The following is a 17,703-nucleotide window of genomic DNA, read 5'->3' as shown; positions in this document are numbered from 1 at the left end:
GCCACCGATGCCGGGCCGGCCGGTCGCGTACCGCCACGACCGCGGTCGGTCGTCCGAAACGCCCTCCCCCCGGACCCTCCTTCCGCCCCCTTCCGCCCCCTTCCGTCTTCCGGCTGTCCCACGAGGAGCTGACATGCGCGTACTGCTGGTCAACATGCCCTGGTCGCCCATCGACCTTCCGTCGCTGGCCCTGGGAATCCTCAAGCGGAGTGTGGACGAGCACGTGCCGGGCGGCAGTGCCGAAGTCCTGCACGCCAACCTCGAATTCACCGACTGGATCACCCGGCGCATGGAATTCACCGCCGAGGACTACGAGTACTACGCGCTGGCGTCCTACTTCATGGGCTGCGGCGACTGGGTCTTCTCCTCCGCGCTGTACGACGACCCCGCCTGGCGGGACGCCGAGTTCGCCGCCGCGATGAAGGGGAAGCTCGGCGCGTCCCGGATGCGGATGACCCGTGAACTGCACCAGCTGGTACCGGAGTTCGTATCCGAGATCGCCCGGCGGATCGTCGACGAGGCTCCCGAGGTCGTCGGCTTCACCTCCACCTTCCAGCAGAACACCGCCGCGCTCGCGGCCGCCCGCCAGGTCAAGCTGCTGGCGCCGCACATCGTGACCGTCATCGGCGGCGCGAACTGCGACGGCGAACAGGGCGCCACGGTCCACCGCAACTTCCCGTTCGTGGACTACGTGATACGAGGTGAGGGCGAGGCCGCGTTTCCGGGGTTACTGGCGGCGCTCGGCGAGAACCCGGACCTCTCCACCGTCGCCGGGCTGTGCCACCGCGACCCGGACGGTGTGAGCACCGCCAACCCGATGGCCACCAGCCCGCTGCCTCCCGCGACCATCCTGCCGCCCGACTACAGCGGCTACTTCGAACGCCTCGGCGCCTCCGTGGCCCGTAACTGGGTCGAGCCCAAACTCGTGGTCGAGGGCGCCAGAGGCTGCTGGTGGGGCGAGAAGCACCACTGCACGTTCTGCGGACTCAACGGTTCCTTCATGCAGTTCCGCAGCAAGAGCCCGGACACCTTCTACGACGAGATCATGGAACTCGCCCGCCGCCACCGCGTACTGGACATGTACGTGGTCGACAACATCCTCGACATGGGCTACCTCTCCACCGTGCTGCCCCGGATCATCGAGAGCGGGTACGACCTGCGGCTGCATATCGAGATCAAGGCCAATATGCGCCGCGCCCAGCTCCGTACGCTCTCCGACGCGGGCCTGATCTACGTACAGCCGGGCATCGAAAGCCTGAACAGCCGCGTGCTGGACCTGATGGACAAGGGCGTCAGCGGCTGCCAGAACGTACGCATGCTCCGCGACGGCGCGGAGACCGGACTGTCGGTGTCCTGGAACTATCTGCACGGCTTCCCCGGGGAGAGCGCGGAGGACTACGACCCGGTCATCGCGCAGATACCGGCGCTGGAACACCTCAATCCGCCGGTCGACCTCTCCGCCCGTATCGCCATCGAGCGGTTCAGCCCGTACTTCAACCGGCCCGAACTGGGCTTCTCCGGGCTGCGTCCCGAGGCGCACTACCGCTTCACCTACGACCTGCCGGAGGAGGAGCTCTACGGTCTCGCCTATGTCTTCGAGGCGCCGGAGCGTGGCATCGGCAAACCCACGGTCACCGCGCTCAACGCCGCGCTCGCCGCATGGCGCAAGCACCACGCCGACGCGCGTCTCACCCAGGCCGATCTGGGCGACCGTATCGTCCTGGTCAGCAAGCGCAGGGCGTTCCAGTGGCGGGCGATGGAGCTGACCGACCCGTACGAGATCGCCGCGTTCCGGCTGCTGGACCAGCCGCACGCGCCGGCGGCCCTCGCCCGCAAGGCGGCGGGCCGGGTGCCGGGCGGGGCGCTCCAGGAGGACGAGGTGCGAGAACTGCTCGATCGCTGGGTGGCGCTCGGGCTGGTCTTCACCGACAACGGGCAGTACGTGCATATCGCGCCGTCGGCGGTGAACGAGGACCTGCTGCGGCTGGACTTCATGCGGCACAGGCACGCGGCTCGGGTGGAGGGGGACGGGGACGATGCGGGGGCGCCGGTGCCTGCGCCGGTATCCGCCTCCGCACCCGCCGAGCCGCACATGACCGTTGTCTGATCCGTTGTCCGATTCGTCGTCTGATCCGTCGTCTGATCCGTCAGTCCGTTCGGGCGCACCAGGAGGCCAGTCCGATGAGTTCCCGTTCCAGCTCCAGCTCCGGGTCCGGTTCCAGCTCCCGCTCCGGTTCCGGGTCCGGTTCCGTGTCCGGTTCCGGATCCACCCTCACCCTCACCCCGTCCGCCACCGTCTGGCGTGACTACGACCCTGTCGCCTGCGCGCTGCCGGGGATGTTCCTCGGCGACATCGCGCTGACCGGCCACGTCCCCGAGGAGTGCGACCGGCTGTGGGAACTGGGCGCGCGCCGCGTCCGGCTGTCCGGCGTCGCGGATCTCACGGACACCGGAACGCCGGAGGGGGCGGCCCGTGCCGTACGCACCCTCAGCCTCGTCAGAGATCTGACGGCCCGTGCGGTACTGGTCGAGTGGGACCTGCGCCCGGATCCGGACCGGGGGCCGACGGCCGCCGAGGAGATCAGCCGGCTCCTGAGCCACCTCCAGCCGCCGCGGCGGATCGAGGGGGTGGACCCGGCGGCGGCCGACGACGCGCTGCGGACCTGGCGCCATGGGCACTACCTCGGCAAGTGTCTCTGGCGGCAGGGGCCGGGCTTCGTCCAGATCCGCGACCGCCGCTGGGGGGATCTCCGCCGGTTCACCGTCGACGAGCCGCACTACCAGGAGGCGATCGAGCACCTGGCGTACGGCGCCCCCGCGGCCTCCGTGCCGGCGGACGCGCTCGCCGATTTCCGCGCCGAACGTCTCGTTCTCGCGGTGGGCGAAGTGGAGTGGTGGCTGCCGTACCGCGTCAACCGCTGGATACAGGAGGCGATGACGATCTGAGCCGTCCCCGCGCTCCGCCCCGGTGAACGGAGCGCTCACCTCCGCACAACCATTCGCGGATCCCATCTGTCGCACAGGACATCTGGAAGCCAACGTCCGGTGAACGGAAAGGTATTCGTGCGATGTCACCACCCAGCCGACGCCGATGGTCCGCCACCCCGGCCGCCGTCGCGATCGTTCTCCTCGGCGCCGCGCTCGTCGGTTCCCCCGCCCAGGCGGACCCATCCCGCTCGTCGCCGCCCGCCGCCGATGCGAGCGGCCCGCGAAGCGCCGCCCAGGCGGGCCGCTCGGCGGCCGTCGCCCAAGCGGAGCGTCCCGTCCTGAAGTTGCACGTCGTCCGCGACGAGGTCGGTCTGCCGCAGCCCGCCGAGAGCGATCCGCCGCAGATCAGTTGGGGCGTCCCGGGCGACCCCGAGGGCGGCACCGCCAAGGACGTGGTCGTCAAGATCGACGTGTCCGGCATCTCCGCCTTCACCGATGTCCTCGGCTCCGGCTGCCCGGACGACGAGTGCGCCTGGCCGGTCGGGGACATCGCTCCGGACGGTTACGCGGGCGGGCTCATCGAGATGAGGGCCAAGCCGGGCGCCGCGCTCGGTACGACGGGCACCGCCCGGGTCTACGCGACGTCCTCCAACGCGACCGTCATCGACACCACCGTGAAGGTCACCGTCGGCGCGGTGGCGCTGGTCGTGAGCCGGCTCCCCGACACGGAGACCGCCCGGCCCGGCAGCACGCTCGACGCCCCGATCACCGTCGCCAACACCGGGTCGCTGACGGCCCAGGGCGTGGAACTGCGGCTCGGCACCTCGCACGAACTCGGCTTCGCCCAGCGGTTCTCGAACTGCGTCTACGGCACCACCGACCTTCCGTCGGGCAACGGGCGGCAGTTGCCCGAGGCGGTGTGCCGTATCAGCACGCCCGTTGAGCCGGGCAAGCGGTACCGGCTGTCCACGTCCGTGGGGTTCGACGTCAAGAAGACGGCGCTCTTCGAGTTCGTGGACTACCGGGTGACCCCCCTCGGCGCCACCGTGCCGACGCACGCGAAGAGCGGCGACGGCCCCGGGCCTGTGCTCGCGCTCGTTCCGGACGGCAGCGTTCCGCCCGGCGAGTCCTTGACGGACCGGTGGCGATGGATCGTCAACGCGGTCAACACCGCCGATCTCGATGTCACCGGGGACACCGTCACCGCCGATCCCGGCGACACCGTCACCCTGGCGGCGAAGATCCGCAACGACGGCCCCGCCTCCGTCGACCTCATCACCACCGATGGCCAGATCTCGCTGCTGGTCGAGATCCCCAAGGGCACGACGGCGGTGAAGGTGCCGGAGCGCTGCCGCATCTGGAACGGTGACGGCACGGTCGACCCCGATCCCGAGGCTCCCGCGTACCTCTGCTGGATCGGCTCCCCGTTCCCGGTGGGCAAGGTCGCGACGCTGCCGTTCGTGCTGAAGGTCGGCGCGGACGCGCCGGAGACGACCCGCGGTGTCGTACGTCATATGTCCGAGTGGGGCGCGGAGTTGACGTTCGACACCAACAAGGCGAACGACAAGGCGTTCTTCACCGTGCGGGTGACGGACCCCGCGGGCGACGGCGATTCGGCGGGCGGTTCTGGAGGTTCGGGCGGCAACGAGCCCGAGCCCCAGGCCACGGTCACCGCGACCGCACAGCCGAACACCACCACGGGCACGACAGGTGCCGCGGGCACCGCGGGCGGTGGCACCGGCGCCCTGGCCAGGACCGGCAGCGGCGGTACGGCGCTGATCGCCCCGGCGAGTGCGGGCGTACTCACGGCAGGCGCCGCGCTGTTGGTCGTGGCCCGCAGGCGCACGGCCCGTACAGCGGTCTGACCTGCGCGACCCGTCCAGCGGTCTGACGCGCACGCTCTGTACAGCGGTCTGACCTGCGCGGCCCGTACAGCGGTCTGACGCGCACAGTCCGGCCACCCCAGGCCCTCATGGCCGCCCTCGCCCGGCCGCAGCCGTGGCGAGCGCGCCATGAGGGCCTCAGGACAGGCCCTGGCAACCTGGCTCCGGGCACTGTTGCCCACCCCCGTGGGGCAGCGGTGCCCAGCGCCCGCGGTGTCAGGTCCCGCTTCGGGGTCTCCCATGACGTGCACGCGCCAGCGTCGTCGATCCTGCTACCTGGGCCGAGCAGAAGTCAACTATTGTTGATTACACGGCTGATGGACGACAGTGATTCCGCACGCGATGCGTCTTTTGGCCCGCTTATTCGCAACGATCGTGTAAATCGGTAGGGCGGTGTGATCCCCGCCGATGGCCGAAGAGTTCTATGATCCGGCACATGGCCACCGATTCTCCACGCTCAGAAGCGTCGGCTCTGCGATCTGGCGACGCCGGCGACGCCGGCAACAGTGGGGACCGTGGGGACAGCGGCGAGCCATCGGAGCCGCTGGACTTCGCCGCTCGCTTCCGGCGGGTGATCTCGGTGATCTACCCGAAGGATCTGGGCCGCCCCTGGCGCGACTCGGAGATCGCCGAGGGGACCGGCCTGAGCGGCACGTATATCGGGAACCTCCGCAAGGGCACGCAGAAACCCAGCCTGGAGAACGCGGTCAAGATCGCCAAGTTCTTCGGCATCCCGCTGGACTACTTCAGCGACTCCGCCACCGCCCAGGCCGTCGAGCGGGACCTGCGGAAGATCGAGGCGTTGCGGGACGCCCGGGTGGAACGTATCGCGATGAGGGCTGCCGGTCTGCCGCCGGAAATGCAGGACGCCGCCCTCACTGTCGTGGAACAACTACGGAAGGCGGTCGGACTGCCCGACGGCCGCCCCGACGGCCGCCCCGACGCGTGACCGAATACCAGCAGACGCCATTGGGGCACTGGCGGCTGGCTGATGGGGAGATCGTGCGAGATCTTGGACGTACCCGCCGCCGGATGCGGGCCATGGTCAGAGAGCTGGATCTGCCGCGGCTGAGCACCGTCGAGGAACTGTGTGCCGCGGTCGCCGACCGGTCAGGGCGTCCCGTACGGCTCGTTCCCCGGCGGATGCGGGTGGACGAGCCGTCGGGGTTCGTCGAACGCCGCGCGGAATCCGACGTGATCTACTTCGAGCAGGAGACCTCGGATCTGCACCAGGCCCACATCATCTGCCATGAACTCGCGCACCTCCTCTGCGGGCATCTGGCCGAGGCCCCGGCGGCCGACGAGGACACGGCCCATGTGGAACTGCCCACGATCGACGCCGACATGATCCGGCTGGTCCTCGGCCGCTCGCACTACGATGGTGCGGCGGAAGAGGAAGCGGAGATCCTGGGGGCCGAGTTGACGCGCATTCTCGTGCTGGCGCCCGGTGCCGGGACGACGTCCCAGCTGGCGCCCGCGCTGGAGCATCGCAAGGGACAGCATGTCTGAGGGCGGCGCGTCCGGCATGTCCGAGGCGCCGTTCAACGCGGTCTACCTCGGCATCGGCACCATCGCCTGGGTCGTGGCCGTACTGAAGTTCCGGGCGTGGCGGCGGGATCCGTCCCACGGACTGCTCGTCGTCGCCGTGACCATCGCGGCCCCGGCGACCGCGTTCGTGGTGGCGTCCCCGGTGCTCTACCGGCTGATCGACCGGCTCGCGGGCCGGGGGAACCTGGCGACCCTGCTCGTCTATCTCGGCATTACGGGCTTCTCCGCCGCCGCCGTGGTGCTGGCGCGGATGTGGACGCCGCCGAAGGAGCGCACCAACTCACGGGTGTGGGACGGGGCGACGGCCGACACCTGGCGCTGGGTGCGACGGCGGCTCGCGGTGTTCGCCGTGCTGGTCCCGGTGATGATCGTCCTGTTCTTCACGGGGGGAGCGGTCAGCCCGGAGACGCCCCTCACATTCGACACCACCTTCGCGACGGTCCCGGGGATCGCGGTGTTCCTCGTGATCTACCAGGCGCTGTTCGGCTTCGCGCTGATCGACATCAGCCGGGTGTGCTCCGGGCACGCCTCCGGGCTCCCCTACGGATGGCTGCGCCGCGGCATCCGGCTGATCGCCGTCGGCGGGCTGGTGGCCTGCGGCTATGTGGTGTGCAAGCTCATCGCGATCGGTGCGGCCTTCGCGGAGGTCGACGGCGTGGAGTGGCTGAGCACCGCCGTGGGCCCCGCGTTCGCCGCGCTCGGGGCCGTACTGATCACCGCGGGGTTCGCCGGACCTGCCGTCGCCGCCTGGACGCGCCGGCGCCACGACTACCAGGCCCTGCGTCCGCTGTGGGATCTGGTGTACCGCGCGGACCGGCGGCTGGCGCTGGAGGCACCCCCGTCGGCCTGGACCGAGCGGCTGGCGTTCCGGGACCTTGAGTGGCGTACCGCGCGGCGTGGACTGGAGATACGCGACGGGCAGTTGACGCTGCGGCCATGGGTCGATCCGGCGGTGATCACCGCGGCCACCGCCGTCGCCGAGCGGGCCCGCCTCGACGAGGCCGACCGGGCGGCGCTGATCGTCGCCGCCGCGCTGCGCTTCGCGGGCGAGGCGCTGAACGCCGGAACCCCGCCGCGCCCGCGCGAGGACCAGGCCCCCCTGCCCGGCCTGGACGCGGAACCGGCCCAGGAGCGCGCGCACTTGGTACGGGTCGCCCGCTATCTGTACGCCCCGCTGACCCGCGAGGCACTCGCCGTCGCCACCGCCGCCGAATGACCGCCGGAACGCGCGACGCGTACGGCGCCTACGCGCGACTCGTCCTGGAGACGATGCCGGAGGAGTCCCGGATCGGACTCACCCTCGGCTTCGTCCGTACCTTCGGCATCCCGGACATCGCCCGCGTACTGGCCGCCACCGGCCGGATGACGAACGAGCCGCGCGCCCGGGCCAAGGCGACCGGCGTGGCGATGTTCACGCTGATCGGACAGGGCCTGGACAGCGCGGAGGGCCGGCGGGTCGTCGAGGGTCTGCGCCGCGTCCATGACCGGCCCGGCATCACGCCCGAGCTGATGCACTACGTACTGGCCTGCTTCACCGTCTGCCCGCTGCGGTTCATCGACACCCATGGCTCCAGGCCCGCCACCGAAGCGGAGCGGGACGCGGCGTACACCTTCCACCTGGCCCTCGCTCACGCCCTCGGCCTGCCCGAGTCCCCGGTCCCCGGCGGCGACACGGCGGGCGACCTGGCCGCCGTGGAGCGCTGGATGCGCGACTACGAGACCCGTCACTTCGCCCCCACTGAGGCGGGCCGCGCGCTCTGGGCCGCCACCAACAAGGGCCTGCTGGCGGCCCGGCTCCCGGCCCCGCTGGCCCCACTCGCCCCGGCGGTCGCCGCGTCGCTCCTGGACCGGCCGCTACGCACGGCCCTGACGGTACGCCGCCCACCGGCCCCGATCCGCGCCCTGGTCACCTACGCGCTCCGAGCCCGCGCACGACGGCGCGCGGGTGGCGACGGAGGCTAGGCGAGTGAGTCCGAGGGACCGCGGCTGCCTACGGCGCCCCTGAGGGGGCTCAGCGGCACAGCGCCGTGTCCACCGCCTTGTCCACCTCCATCGCCCCCGTCAGGTCCGTGGGCAGGACAGTGACGGTGACGTTGACGGACCGGCCCGACTCCGTGACCCCGCCGCGGGTCTCGTAGCCGGGGATGTCGCCGCCGTGGCCCCAGGAGAGGCCGCCGCAGGACAGCGGCTTGCTCATCAGGCCGAGTCCGTAGCGGGTGCCGGGGACCGGGTCGCCTTCGGCCGGGACGGTGGTGCGCATCTCCTTGAGCTGGGCCGGCTTGAGCAGGCGGCCGTCGAGCAGGGCCGTGAAGAAGCGGTTGACATCGCTGTTGGTGGAGATCATGGCCCCGGCCGCCCAGCCCCAGGAGGGGTCCTGCTCCGAGACGTCGCGCAGTGGGGCGCCCGGCTTGTCGGCGTAGTAGCCCTTGGGGTGCTTCTCGCGGATCGTCATGTCACCGGCCGGCGGGAAGTAGGTGTGCCGGAGCCCGATCCGGTCGACGACCCGCTTGTTGATCTGCTCGGCGAGCGGACGGCCGGTGATCTTCTGGACGAGGAGCCCCGCGACGATGTAATTCGTGTTGCTGTACTCCCACTTGGTGCCTGGGGGGAACGAGGCCCTGCCTTCGAGGGCGAGGTCGAGCAGCTCCCGCGGTTCGGCGTAGCGGTACTGGAACTCCGCGAAGTTCTCGGCCACGGCCTGGGTGTACTCGGGCAGCCCGCTGGTGTGCTGGAGCAGCTGCCGTACGGTGATCCGACGGCCGTCGACGCCCTCGCCGCGCAGGAGGTTCGGGAGATAGGTCTCGATCGGCGCGTCGAGGTCGATCTTTCCCTCGCCGACGAGTTGCAGCACCACGACCGCGGTGAAGGTCTTGGTGTTACTGCCGATACGCACCTGCCCGTCGGCCGGGACCGGAGCGCCGGTCGCCAGGTCGCCGACGCCGGCGGCGTATGTGCGCGTACGGCCGTCCCGCTCCCGCGTACTGATGAGCGCGGCGGGCCGCTTGCCGTCGGCCACGAGCCCGTCGACCATGTTCCGCACACTCTCGCGGGTGTCCTTCTCCGTGTCCTTCCGCGCGACCGTCCCGCCGGCCCTCGTGCTCTCGTCGGCGTAGGCCCCACTGTACGCGGCGGGCAGACCCAGCCCGGCGACCAGCGTGAGGGCGATCAGGGTGGCCGCCCTGCGTCGGGGGGCACTCCGCCGGGGGCCACCGCGGCGGGCGGAAGCGGAAGCCGGGGCAAGGGTGTTGTCGGGCATGCGGGAGCTCCTCCAGGACTGACCGACCGACCGCACTGGCCGGACGGGCCGGACGCGTGCGCACCGGCATGTCCTCAGCTTGTCCGTGTCGGGCATGCCGCGGGAATGTGGCCTGCTCCCGGAAGGGGGGTGGAGCGAGGACCACCCCCCAGGGGGTGTCACCCCCAGGCCGTGCGTACGGGGCGGTGAGCACCGCCGGTCACCTCACGTGGCCCGTCCACCGATGCACAGGACAAGCAGACAGAGCCGGTCAGGAGGCGTCGTCGTCGGCGCGGGGCTCGGGGGCGGTGTGTCCGCGGCGGAGTCGTCGGCGGAGTCTTCGGCGGGCGGGGGCGGGGCAGGGGCAGAGGGCGGAGGCGTGGCCGCCTGTGAGGCCGGGGGAGCGGCGGCGGGCGGTTCGTCGGCCGTCACGGGCGCGGTGCTGCGCGGCGGCTGCGTGCTCGTCGTCGCTGTGGGACGGGCGGCGACGGCGGTCGGCCCCGGGTCCTTCTTGGCGGTCCTGGCCACCACGGTGGTGGACTTACGCGGTGGGCTGGTGATCGCGGACGAGTCGGCGCCGCCGCCGGATTCCCGCGGATCGCGGGTGCGTGGCCGTACGGACGACGAGTCGGTCTCGGTGGCGTCCGTCCCGATCGTGGCCGTGGCCTTCGGTTCCGGTGTCACGGACGCCTGAGTGTCCTGTCCGGTCGAAGGCCGGGACGGCAGCACGGCGAGGGTCAGACCGCCCCCGACGAGCGCGACGGTCGACGCGACCATGGCCCGGCGCCGCTGCTTCTTCCAGCGCGCCAGCTGGCGGCGCCGCTCGGCGCGGCCCTGTGTCGTGGGGATGGCGTGCTCCGAGCCGTAGGACGCCCCGGAGTCCGGCGCGTCCGCCATCGGGTCCCCGGGAGCCCCGGATGAACCCGAAGCCCCGGAGGCCCAGGAAGCCCCGGAGGCACCGGGAGCGAGCGAGGCGCCGAAAGCATCGGCGGCGGTGATCTCGGCATCGGGGTGAGGAGCGCCGTAGTAGTCCGCCGAAGCCGGCGACTCCCGTGTCCGCCACGTCTCCGCCGCCGTCACGGTCATGGGTGCCGCGGCGCCCTGCCGGTGGTCGGGAGGCGCGATGTCCGGTGCGTACGCGCCACACCCGGGGCACACCAGAGCCCCGTTGAGGGTCCGACGGCACGAGGAGCAGTAGTCCATCCGCGATCTCTCTGTGCTGACTGCGCCACCAGGAAATCCGGAGGCCTGTTCAAGTTCGCACTCTTGATCGAGCGTGCAACAACGTAACGGCACCTGCGGGAGGCTGTGCGAAGTCCCTGTGCCGCTCTCGCGAAGATTGTTTGCCGACAGTGCGCGATCGGCGGCGATACGCGACGCGAGGAGCGCGGACAGCCGCTCCGGCGGGGCCGTTATGGGCTGTTCATCCGAACGCCGTTCCGTGCTCGCCCTCAGGTGGGACGATCCTGCCCGATCACTCTCGTGCAACGGAGAAATGATGCCCCCTAAGAGAACCTACGCCGCGCTCGCAGCCGTAGCTGTCGCCGCCGGCATGCTGGTCGGGACGGGCGCGGCGAGCGCACACCAGGAGTCGCAGCGGGATTCCCACCAGCAGTCGCGGGGGCCGGTCGCCTTCGACCGGACCGCGACCTACCCGGTCTTCCAGAACCGGCCCGCCGGCGAGGACCCGGCCTCCCCGACCGTCGCCGAGATCTCGGCGGTCAGCGAGGACGGCCGGACCCTGGTCTACACCGACGCGTTGGCGCGGCGGATCGGCTTCCTCGACCTCAGCAACCCCGACAAGCCGCGCGGGCTCGGCACGCTGTCGCTGGCCGAACTCGGCAATGTCGAGGACGAGCCGACCTCGGTGGCGGTGGTCGGCCAGTACGTCCTGGTGGTGGTGAACACCAGCGCCGACTACATCCATCCGTCCGGCCGCCTCGACGTCATCTCGCTGCGCGACCGCCGACGGGTCGCGAGCCATGACCTCGGCGGCCAGCCCGACTCCATCGCGATCAGCAAGGACAAGCGGTACGCCGCCATCGCGATCGAGAACGAGCGCGACGAGGAGGCGACCCCGCCCGGCGGTGAGGAGGGCGACCTGCCCCAGCTTCCGGCCGGGTTCGTGCAGATCGTCGACCTCAAGGGTGACTCGCCGAAGCAGTGGCGTACCCGGGCCGTGCCGCTGACCCAGTCGAACGGCAAGGCGCTGCCCGCCCTGGTCGCCGCCGGGATCACCGAGCCGACCGACCCGGAGCCGGAGTACGTCTCCATCAACCGTCACAACCAGCTCGTGGTGACGCTTCAGGAGAACAACGGCATCGTCACGCTGGATCTGCCGACGGGCAGGATCACCAAGGCGTTCAGCGCCGGTACGGCGTCGGTCGAGGGCATCGACACCGTCAAGGACGGCACGATCGACCTGACCGGCTCGATCACCGACGTACCGCGCGAGCCCGACTCGGTCGGCTGGATCGACGACCGCTACCTTGCGACCGCCAACGAGGGCGACTGGCGCGGCGGCACCCGCGGCTGGTCCATCTTCGACAGCCGGACCGGCAAGGTTGTCTGGGACGCGGGCAACAGCTTCGAGTCGCTCGCCGTGCGCTACGGGCTGCACAACGAGGACAGGTCCGAGAAGAAGGGCACCGAGCCGGAGGGCCTGGCGATCGCCGAGTTCGACGGTGTGCGCTACGCCTTCGTCGGCTCGGAGCGGAGCAACTTCGTCGCCGTCTACGACCTGAGCCGGCCGACCGCCCCGGTCTTCCGCCAGGTGCTGGCCACGACCAACGGCCCCGAGGGGCTGCTGCCGATCCCGTCGCGCGATCTGCTCGCGGTCTCCAGCGAGGAGGACGACGCCTCCGTCAACGTGCGCTCCTCGGTGAGTCTCTTCCGGCTGGGCAAGGGCACCCCCGCGTTCCCGAGCATCGTCTCGTCGTCGGACTCCACCGGCGCGCCGATCGGCTGGGGCGTGCTCGGCGCGCTCTCCGCCGTACCCGGGAAGTCGCACCAGCTCTACAGCGTCACCGACGCCGCGTTCTCCACCACCAAGATCCTGACCATTGACGCGGCGCGGCAACCGGCGGTCATCACCAGGTCGTTGACCGTCAAGGACGCCGACGGACGGCCGGTCGGTTACGACGCGGAGGGCATCTACGCCCGGCCGCAGGGCGGCTTCTGGCTCGCCGTGGAAGGCAAGACCGGCGCGGGCAACCAGCTGGTACGGCTCAACAGCGCCGGACAGACCCAGCAGGTCGTGCCCCTGCCGGCGGACCTCGCGGCGGGGCTCGGAAGCCAGGGCTTCGAGGGAGTCACCGCCACCACCGACCGCAACGGCCGCGAGGTGGTCTGGGCCACGCTCCAGCGTGAGGTCAAGACCGACCCGGCAGGGGTCGTCCGGCTCGGCCGGTACGACGTCGCGGCAGGCACCTGGAGCTGGTACGGCTACCGGATCGGCACCACCACGACCCCGGGTGACTGGATCGGCCTCTCCGAGATCACCGTGGTCGGCGACAAGCTCGCGGTCATCGAGCGGGACAAGCTGAACGGCCCGTCCGCCAGGATCAAGCGGGTCTACACGGTCGACCTGCCCAAGTCCGCGGCTCCTTCGGGTCAGCTGCCGGTGCTGCCGAAGAAGCTCGCCCATGACGTGCTGCCCGACCTGCGCGCGACGAACGGCTGGACCCAGGAGAAGCTTGAGGGGCTGGCCGTGGCCGGTGACGGTGAGGTGTACGCCGTGACCGACAACGACGGTCTCGACAACTCCACGGGGGAGACCGTCTTCCTGCACCTCGGCTCCAGCAGGAAGATCTTCGGGCGCGACTGATCCCACCGCGACTGATCCCACGGCGGCGCTCCTCGGCGCTGTCTCGCCGATCCGTCTCGCACATCCGTCTCGCACCTCCGTCTCCCCGCGTCTCGCACAACAGAATCCGAACGGCCGCCGGCGATCCGCCGGCGGCCGTTCCCGTGTCCCGGCGGCATGTCCCAGGCAGCTGCTGTCTCCGCTGGTCAGCGCCCATTCCAGCATTCCAGCGTCCCGTAGTGGCGGCCCGTTGTGGCGGGCGGGACGGATCGCGGCACAAGCTGTGGCCAGGCCAAGCGATCCGCTGGACCAACACACTTCCACGACACGGAGATCCCGATGCTTTCGCGCCTCGCCACCCGTACCGCCCGCATCGTCCTGACCGCCATCGCCGCGGCGAGCCTCACGGCCGCGGGCACGGCCACCGCCACCGCTCTCGCGGACAACGGCGGATCAGCCGGATCCACCGCCGAAACCGCTCGGAAGGACGGCCGGGGACAGACCTGCGGAACCAACGACCTGACCTTCAAGGTCCGCGAGGAGACACAGGCGGGCGGCTACTACCTCGTCACCGCCAAGGCCAGGCCCGGCATCACCTGCTACCTGGAGGGCACCATTCCGTCCGCCGCCTTCGGCTCCGCCCCCGACACCCACGCATCCCCCGCCGAGCAGGCCGTCACCGACAGCATCAAGCTCTCCGGCTCCACCGCCGCCTACGCCGGCATCAGCCCCAAGTCGACCAACACCAACTACGGCAAGGAGCTCCGCCGGCTCATCATCGCTGTCTCGGGCGACGAGACCAACGCCGTCTCCCTCAAGCTCCCCAGCACTGTCCTGGTCGACGAGCCCATCACCACCAACTGGCACGCCAAGCGGGCCGACGCCGTCCCGTTCGTCAACTGACCTTCGTCAACTGACCTTCGCCAAGGACCTTCGTCAACCGACCTTCGTCAACCGACCCCGGAACAGGGGATGTTCCGTACCCTCGCCGTCTCAGGCGAGGGTACGCGCGGGACAGCCGCTACGTGGGGATGGGCTTGGTCTTGGTGCAGTTCTTCCATTCGACCCAGGGCCGGGCGCCGCCGTTCTTGGGGCCGGTGGCGTACGTGGGGTTGCCGGTGATCGTCTGGTTCTTGGACTCGTGGGTCATCTCGATGCCGAAGATCTTGAAGCCGAGGGAGATCTGTCCGGCGGAGAGGCCGAAGCCGATGCCGAGCGAGGCGTTCCACCAGTCGGTGTTGGCGTTGTAGTCGAGCCGGCTGAGCTTTCCCTTGTCGTGCAGGAGCCGTTCGAGGTCGCTGGCGTCGGAGTCGGGTACCTCGGCCGCGTCCGAGGGGGAGGGCAGCGGGTTCTTGGCGGGGTTGCCCTTTCCGCGCAGCCAGTCCTCGACGGTGGTGCTGTCGGCGTCGTTGTCGAGGATGAGCTCGGCCGACTCGGTGTGTATCTGTGACTTGGTGGATCCGCCGCCGCCACCGACGTCGATCGTCACGGGACCGGCGTTGGCGCCTCCTTCGATCTTGAGACCCGTGCCGTCCCCGGCTTCCTGGCTGGTGGTGATGAGCAGTTTCTCCGGACGGTGCGGGGCGCCGTCCTTCTCCTCCTGGTCGTAGGCCGCCGCGTCGTAGGTGACGGAGACCTGTTGCATCTTCTCGCCGGTGGCGACTCCGCCCGCGCCGGCCGAGCCCTTGACGGTGAAGGTGTAGATGAAGGTGATCTTCCCGGCGTTCGGTCCGTTGTGGGACCGCATGACGACGACGTCCTCGGTCATCGTGCCGTTGAGTACTTCGCCGGAGATCTTGCCGAGATCCTTGGGGCCGTCGCTCTTCCCGGAGTCCTTGCCGCCCTTGCCGTTGCCCTTGAACTTTCCGCCGAAGCTCGCGTTGCCGGACGCCTCGATGGAGGTCTTGGTGATGTCGACGTCCGGCGCCAACTCCGGATCGAGATCGGGTTTCTTGGAGGCCGCGTCCTGGGTGCAGGCTCCCATCGCCGCCCCGGGGTTGTAGCCGGCCTGGAACTTGCAGCCGTCGTTCGCCTTGAGGTACGCGGCGAACTGCTGCGCGTCCTTCAGGTTCGCCTCCAGGTCCGCCTGGGGGTCGTCGCTCTTGTGCCCGTTGAAGAGCCACTGTCCGCCGTTGCCGCTGCCCGCCAGGAAGGTGCCGCTCAGCTTGGCGCTGCCGCCCCAGTCCTTCAGTCCCGGGATGCCCGCGGAGATGCTCGCCGTGACCCCGCCGGAAGTCTCATTCACCCGTTCCAGGGTGACGGTGCCGTCGGACCACTGCTGGAGCTTGACCGTCTCCGAGCTGCTGATCTTGATGAAGACGACCTGGATGACGACGGTGGCCTTGGTCTGGTCCTGGGAGAGCAGGCACCGGGCGGGCTCGAACGGGTCGCCGTTGGGTACGAAGGGATCGTCGGGGCCACCTCCGCCTCCGCCGTCGCCGCCTCCGCCGTCGCCTTTGTCGCCCGCGTAGTCACCGGAGGAACACGCCTCGGCGCCGCTGAGCGGGTGGAGTATTCGGCACACCGCGCTCTTCAGCCCGGTCGCCGTGTCGGCGGGCACGCTCAGCCCGACGATCGCCGCGATGACCAGCGAGACGACACCGACCATCGCGGCGTACTCGGCCCCGCCCTGTCCCCGGTCATGCCGCGGCCGGTCACTCCAGCCGCGTTCGTGCGCATGCAGATGCCCACGTCGAAACTTCCGGCCGCCCTTCACCTGTTCTCCCACCCCACGCCGTCGTTGCCCCCGACCGGCAGCAGCCTAAGAACGCGCGAGGGTCCCTACGCAGGGTCCACGGACCCACTTGAGGGCTCAGCCGGGGCCGCTGGCGAAGGCGTTCACTTGCTGGTTGACCAGCGAACCCTTCGCAGTCGCCTGCCATTTCCCGTACCGACGCCGCTCCCGGTCCGACGGCCGGCCCGACCCGGACGACACCTTCGTCACGCCGGACCCGACGGCTCCAGAAGGCGTGTTTCTTCGCTCCTGGGGCGGTGCGGAGGCCCAGTTGGACCCCGAGATGGGTCTCCGGGCGCCCCGAGATGGGTCTCCGGGCCCTATGGACTTGGCCTCGCGGGGTCTATGTCCCCGAACTCCCCCTGACCCGGATCAGCTCTCCGTGTCCGGTCGGCCCCCGGGGCCCTGCTCCTTGTCGCGGAGCGCCTGCTCGACGGCGTTCTGCACGCGGGCGTCCTCACGCGCCTTGCGGCGGGCGCGGGCGCGGCGGGTGAGGACGTACGTACCGATGACAGCCGCGAGCAGTACGACGATCAGCACCAGCAGCGTCCAGGGGACGGCCCAGCCGTGTGCGGTGGCCTCGACCGGCTTGAGCGAGGTCGTGGAGCCCGACGCGTCGGTGATCAGGGGCGTGAGGGTCGCTGTCGCGGCCAGGCTGACTCCGGGTGCCACGTCGTGAACGGGCACCTTCATCCGCCAGCTCTCCCCCGGAAGCAGTTCCGGCGGCGGGGCGATGTCGCCCGCTTCGGTCCGCAGCCATCCGAACGGGCCGGAGACCGACACCGACTGCCGTGCCGACAGAAGCGCGTTGCCCGTGTTGTGGATCGTGTAGGTGACGGTGGCGTCGCCCTTGGCGAACGGGTTGGCCGAGCCGGCGTAGTCCACCTGGAGGTCCTCGACCGCGAGCTTCGGCTTGAGCTCGCCGCTGACCCGCAGTGCGACCCGGATGCCGAGCCGCCGGTCGACGTTGATGCCCTCGGCCTCGTCGGCCTGCTTCAGGGAGGTGAGGATGCCGCCGACGTAGTCGCCGGGTGTGGCATTGCCGGGAACGCCGACCGTGAAGGGGACTTCGGCGGACTTGCCGGGCTTGATCACGACGTTGGCGGGGGCGGCGTGGGCCCAGGCGCCGATGCCGACGGACTTCTTGTTCTCGGTGAGCAGGTCGAGTTGGCCCGTGTCGGTGGTGAAGCCGTCGGCGGCGTAGACCGTGAGCTCCAGCGGGGACTTGCCGCGGTTGGCGACGATCATGGCGTCCTTGACCTGGCCGCCGGGGTTGACGGTGTAGCTGTAGCTGGACCGGTCGTCGCCGTACCCGTTCGCGGCCGTCCTGACCGTCCAGGTGACGTCGCCGTCAGCCGCCTGGGCGGGCCCGGCACCCACCCCGGCGATCGCGAGGGCCATGAGCAGGGGCAGGGCGGCGGCACGGCGGGCGACGGTACGGACGAGGGCGGTGACGCCGGTCTTGCGGCGCGTTACGGGCGTGAGCATGTCGGGGTTCTCCTGGCACGGGAGGCGGGGCAGATCACCCGAAGGCGCCTGCCCCGCCGGTGAAACGGGTCAGATCAGCTGC

The 17,703-nt window shown here is 70.6% G+C and carries 13 protein-coding genes; 9 read left to right on the top strand and 4 right to left on the bottom strand.

Features of this window, described 5'->3' with window-relative positions:
- Positions 1 to 133 precede the first annotated feature (133 nt).
- The 7 genes from ABTZ59_RS11265 to ABTZ59_RS11235 all read left to right on the top strand — a co-directional run bounded on the left by ABTZ59_RS11265 (position 134) and on the right by ABTZ59_RS11235 (position 8,321).
- Entirely contained in the window at positions 134 to 2,107 is a 1,974-nt protein-coding gene (locus ABTZ59_RS11265; protein ID WP_351394246.1) for a RiPP maturation radical SAM C-methyltransferase, read from the top strand.
- Between the two features lie 74 nt (positions 2,108 to 2,181).
- Entirely contained in the window at positions 2,182 to 2,946 is a 765-nt protein-coding gene (locus tag ABTZ59_RS11260) for a DUF5825 family protein (RefSeq protein ID WP_351394243.1), read from the top strand.
- Positions 2,947 to 3,068: 122 nt separating this feature from the next.
- Positions 3,069 to 4,793: a COG1361 family protein gene (locus ABTZ59_RS11255; protein ID WP_351394240.1), complete on the top strand. Its 1,725-nt coding sequence runs from the start codon at positions 3,069 to 3,071 to the stop codon at positions 4,791 to 4,793.
- A gap of 454 nt (positions 4,794 to 5,247) precedes the next feature.
- Complete coding sequence (locus ABTZ59_RS11250; protein WP_351394237.1) at positions 5,248 to 5,760, top strand: helix-turn-helix domain-containing protein; 513 nt, start codon at positions 5,248 to 5,250, stop codon at positions 5,758 to 5,760.
- Positions 5,761 to 5,813: 53 nt separating this feature from the next.
- Positions 5,814 to 6,320 carry a hypothetical protein gene (locus ABTZ59_RS11245; protein ID WP_249953237.1) on the top strand — a complete coding sequence of 169 codons (507 nt, stop codon included), beginning with the start codon at positions 5,814 to 5,816 and terminating at the stop codon, positions 6,318 to 6,320.
- Complete coding sequence (locus tag ABTZ59_RS11240; protein WP_351394233.1) at positions 6,313 to 7,575, top strand: MAB_1171c family putative transporter; 1,263 nt, start codon at positions 6,313 to 6,315, stop codon at positions 7,573 to 7,575. Before ABTZ59_RS11245 ends, ABTZ59_RS11240 begins: the two co-directional genes overlap by 8 nt.
- Positions 7,572 to 8,321, top strand: coding sequence for an oxygenase MpaB family protein (locus ABTZ59_RS11235; RefSeq protein WP_351394230.1), 750 nt, complete (start codon positions 7,572 to 7,574; stop codon positions 8,319 to 8,321). The genes ABTZ59_RS11240 and ABTZ59_RS11235 overlap by 4 nt, the downstream gene beginning before the upstream one ends.
- A gap of 49 nt (positions 8,322 to 8,370) precedes the next feature.
- Here ABTZ59_RS11235 and ABTZ59_RS11230 read toward each other — a convergent pair whose 3' ends face one another.
- Together ABTZ59_RS11230 and ABTZ59_RS11225 are read right to left on the bottom strand one after the other, a co-directional pair.
- Complete coding sequence (locus tag ABTZ59_RS11230; protein WP_351394227.1) at positions 8,371 to 9,615, bottom strand: serine hydrolase domain-containing protein; 1,245 nt, start codon at positions 9,613 to 9,615, stop codon at positions 8,371 to 8,373.
- 204 nt (positions 9,616 to 9,819) lie between these two features.
- A complete protein-coding gene (locus ABTZ59_RS11225) occupies positions 9,820 to 10,797 on the bottom strand; it encodes an SCO2400 family protein (RefSeq protein WP_503002590.1) in 978 nt (325 codons plus the stop codon).
- A 295-nt stretch (positions 10,798 to 11,092) separates the two neighbouring features.
- Here ABTZ59_RS11225 and ABTZ59_RS11220 point away from each other — a divergent pair, with 295 nt between their 5' ends.
- Positions 11,093 to 13,420: an esterase-like activity of phytase family protein gene (locus ABTZ59_RS11220; RefSeq protein WP_351394221.1), complete on the top strand. Its 2,328-nt coding sequence runs from the start codon at positions 11,093 to 11,095 to the stop codon at positions 13,418 to 13,420.
- Between the two features lie 318 nt (positions 13,421 to 13,738).
- A complete protein-coding gene (locus ABTZ59_RS11215; protein ID WP_351394218.1) occupies positions 13,739 to 14,302 on the top strand; it encodes a DUF4232 domain-containing protein in 564 nt (187 codons plus the stop codon).
- A gap of 118 nt (positions 14,303 to 14,420) precedes the next feature.
- On the opposite strand, the gene ABTZ59_RS11210 is transcribed toward ABTZ59_RS11215, so the two are convergent.
- Positions 14,421 to 16,007: a hypothetical protein gene (locus ABTZ59_RS11210; protein WP_351394215.1), complete on the bottom strand. Its 1,587-nt coding sequence runs from the start codon at positions 16,005 to 16,007 to the stop codon at positions 14,421 to 14,423.
- Positions 16,008 to 16,505: 498 nt separating this feature from the next.
- Entirely contained in the window at positions 16,506 to 17,621 is a 1,116-nt protein-coding gene (locus ABTZ59_RS11205; RefSeq protein ID WP_351394212.1) for a WxL protein peptidoglycan domain-containing protein, read from the bottom strand.
- Positions 17,622 to 17,703 lie beyond the last annotated feature (82 nt).

Origin of the sequence: Streptomyces sp. NPDC094034, assembly GCF_040303865.1 — a bacterium.
Taxonomy (GTDB): domain Bacteria; phylum Actinomycetota; class Actinomycetes; order Streptomycetales; family Streptomycetaceae; genus Streptomyces.
The sequence above is the reverse complement of the archived record's forward strand: the minus strand, read 5'-3'. Positions and strand labels throughout refer to the sequence as shown.

Coding starts and splice junctions, on each gene's coding strand:
- ABTZ59_RS11265 (WP_351394246.1), top strand. CDS start 134: ATGCGCGTACTGCTGGTCAACATGCCCTGGTCGCCCATCGACCTTCCG.
- ABTZ59_RS11260 (WP_351394243.1), top strand. CDS start 2,182: ATGAGTTCCCGTTCCAGCTCCAGCTCCGGGTCCGGTTCCAGCTCCCGC.
- ABTZ59_RS11255 (WP_351394240.1), top strand. CDS start 3,069: ATGTCACCACCCAGCCGACGCCGATGGTCCGCCACCCCGGCCGCCGTC.
- ABTZ59_RS11250 (WP_351394237.1), top strand. CDS start 5,248: ATGGCCACCGATTCTCCACGCTCAGAAGCGTCGGCTCTGCGATCTGGC.
- ABTZ59_RS11240 (WP_351394233.1), top strand. CDS start 6,313: ATGTCTGAGGGCGGCGCGTCCGGCATGTCCGAGGCGCCGTTCAACGCG.
- ABTZ59_RS11235 (WP_351394230.1), top strand. CDS start 7,572: ATGACCGCCGGAACGCGCGACGCGTACGGCGCCTACGCGCGACTCGTC.
- ABTZ59_RS11230 (WP_351394227.1), bottom strand. CDS start 9,615: ATGCCCGACAACACCCTTGCCCCGGCTTCCGCTTCCGCCCGCCGCGGT.
- ABTZ59_RS11225 (WP_503002590.1), bottom strand. CDS start 10,797: ATGGACTACTGCTCCTCGTGCCGTCGGACCCTCAACGGGGCTCTGGTG.
- ABTZ59_RS11220 (WP_351394221.1), top strand. CDS start 11,093: ATGCCCCCTAAGAGAACCTACGCCGCGCTCGCAGCCGTAGCTGTCGCC.
- ABTZ59_RS11215 (WP_351394218.1), top strand. CDS start 13,739: ATGCTTTCGCGCCTCGCCACCCGTACCGCCCGCATCGTCCTGACCGCC.
- ABTZ59_RS11210 (WP_351394215.1), bottom strand. CDS start 16,007: ATGGTCGGTGTCGTCTCGCTGGTCATCGCGGCGATCGTCGGGCTGAGC.
- ABTZ59_RS11205 (WP_351394212.1), bottom strand. CDS start 17,621: ATGCTCACGCCCGTAACGCGCCGCAAGACCGGCGTCACCGCCCTCGTC.